This window comes from Myxococcus sp. AB025B, from assembly GCF_006518215.1.
GTDB lineage: Bacteria > Myxococcota > Myxococcia > Myxococcales > Myxococcaceae > Myxococcus > Myxococcus fulvus.
Map to the genome: position 1 here is coordinate 1 of NZ_SRLW01000576.1, position 2,189 is coordinate 2,189.

General features: G+C 69.6%; 2 protein-coding genes. Both read right to left on the reverse strand.

Features of this window, described 5'->3' with window-relative positions; translation table 11 throughout:
- The coding region (locus FL311_RS45825; protein ID WP_228557472.1) for a hypothetical protein at nucleotides 1–241 on the reverse strand (241 nt) is incomplete at its 3' end.
- Nucleotides 242–381: 140 nt separating this feature from the next.
- A complete protein-coding gene (locus FL311_RS42725; protein ID WP_141333367.1) occupies nucleotides 382–2,040 on the reverse strand; it encodes an adenylate/guanylate cyclase domain-containing protein in 1,659 nt (552 codons plus the stop codon).
- Nucleotides 2,041–2,189: the final 149 nt, after the last annotated feature.

Here is a 2,189-nt window from a genome sequence, read left to right on the forward strand (position 1 = left end):
AGGCACCCGCCCTCGCGATACCACTCGGAGCCGCGCCGACCCTCGACGAGCCGGGCTCACGCGCCTCACTCCAATCGATTCCGCTCGACCCCGCGGACGCATCTCGCAGCGCCCCGCCGTTCGCATAGCTGGGGCCGCGCGACGCGCGCTCCTCCCCACCCAACCCCGGCACCACCGTGTCGCGCGTGTGCTCATTCACCGTCTGCGCCCGGTGCGGCGCGAACGTGATGTTCGAATGCACCGACCCAGCCGGCTTCGCGCCCCCCACGTCCTGACGACGCACCTCGAAGCGGATGCCACAACGGCACGTCAGCTTCTGCCCGCTGACATAAACCCGGGTGTCATGTTGGGTCCCGCAGTTGGGACACTCCTGGGTCGTCGTCATCGGCGCGGGGAGGCGGCGGTCGTATGTTCCACGCCATGGACGCGGTAGGTGGGGACGGCCTTCTCCTTGCCCTTGACCTGCAGCGCCGGCAGCTCCTCCACGTCGAAGCCCGCGCCGGACCTGCGCACCGTCGACTCCGACGCAAGCACCTCGCCGCTCTTGGCCATGCCACACAACCGCGAGGCCGTGTTCACCGTGTCGCCGATGGCCGTGAACTCGTGCCGCTCCGCGCTGCCCATGTAGCCGACGACCGCCTGGCCCGTGTTGATGCCGATGCCCACCTCGATGGGCGCCTTGCCGGCCGCCACGCGGTTGCGGTTGATCTGATCCACCGCCTCCTGCATCTCCAGCGCCGCCCGCACCGCCCGCGCCGCGTCGTCCGGATGCGACAGCGGCGGACCCCACACCGCCATCACACAGTCGCCGATGAACTTGTCCAGGTTCCCCTCGTAGCGGAACACCACGTCCGCCATCGCCGTGAAGAACGTGTTGAGCATCGACACCACTTCCTGCGGCGACTCGTTCTCGGAGATGGTGGTGAAGCCGCGGATGTCCGCGAACAGGCAGCTCACCTCCGCCAGCCGGCTCTGCCGCAGGTCCTCCGTCTCACCGGAGATCACCGCGTCCGCCACCGCCTTGGACAGGAAGCGGCTCAGCTCCGCGCGCGTCACCGCCTCCGCGCGGATCTGCTCGCCCAGGGCCGCGTTCTCCAGCGCGATGCTCGCCTGCGAGGCGATGCCGGAGAGGATGTTCAAGTCCTTCTCCGAGAAGGCGTTGATCTGCTGGCGGCTGTCCAGGAAGAGCACCGCTTGAATCTTGGAGTTCACCATCAGCGGCACCGCCATGGCCGAGCGGATGCCCTGCGCCACGATGCTCTCCGCCGCGGAGAAGCGCTCGTCGATGATGGCGTCCGCCGTCAGCACCGCCTTGCCCGTCTCCACCACGCGCTTGAGCACCGTGTCGGACAGCATGACGTTGACCGGCTTGCCCGTGCGGTGGTGCACCGCCGCCGGGATGAACTCCCCGTCCCCGGCCACCTTCAGGATGACGCCGTGGTCCGCCGCGAGCAGCTGGAAGGCCACCTTGAGGATCTGCTCGAACAGCCCCGTCTGGCTGCCCTGCGTGCTCACCTGCCGGTGGAACTCGTGGGCGATGCGCAGCTTCTCGTAGTCGCGGCGCAGCGCCTCGCCGTCCGTCATCTGGTCCACCGGACGGAAGTTCTGCGGCACCTGGTCCATCTGCGCCAGGAACGCGGGCATGGACACCGACTGCGCCACCACCGTCACGCCGGGCGCCGCGGGCGCGGGGACCGCCGGCTGCTCGCCGCTGTGGAAGATGAGCCGCGAGGAGCCCAGGGCGATCTCGTCCCCGTCCTTCAGCCGCAGCTCCTTCACCCGCTTGCCGTTGACGAACGTCCCGTTCGAGGACCCCAGGTCCTTCAGGACGAAGTCCTTGCCCACCTTCTCGATGGTCGCGTGCTCCTTGGAGACCTCGCGGTCCACCAGGCGCAGCGTGTTGGACGGATGACGGCCGAGCGACGTCAACGGCCCCAGGGGGAACTCCCCCAGGGTGCCGTCCGCGAAGCGCCCGGTCAGCCGGGGGCCTCGGAACTGCTGCCCGGATTTCGGAGCGAATGGGGCGGGAACCTGGCTCACGCGCGAATCCTCACCGGCCCGGACACTACCAGAGCCGCCTGGGAAGCGGGGAACGTCTGGTGGCGCTGGCCGACCAGGGCCCCCTCCGGAGGGCTGCACGGCCGGTCAGGGTCCCGCTCCTGGGACGGCGCGTCAGCTCCGCCCACCCC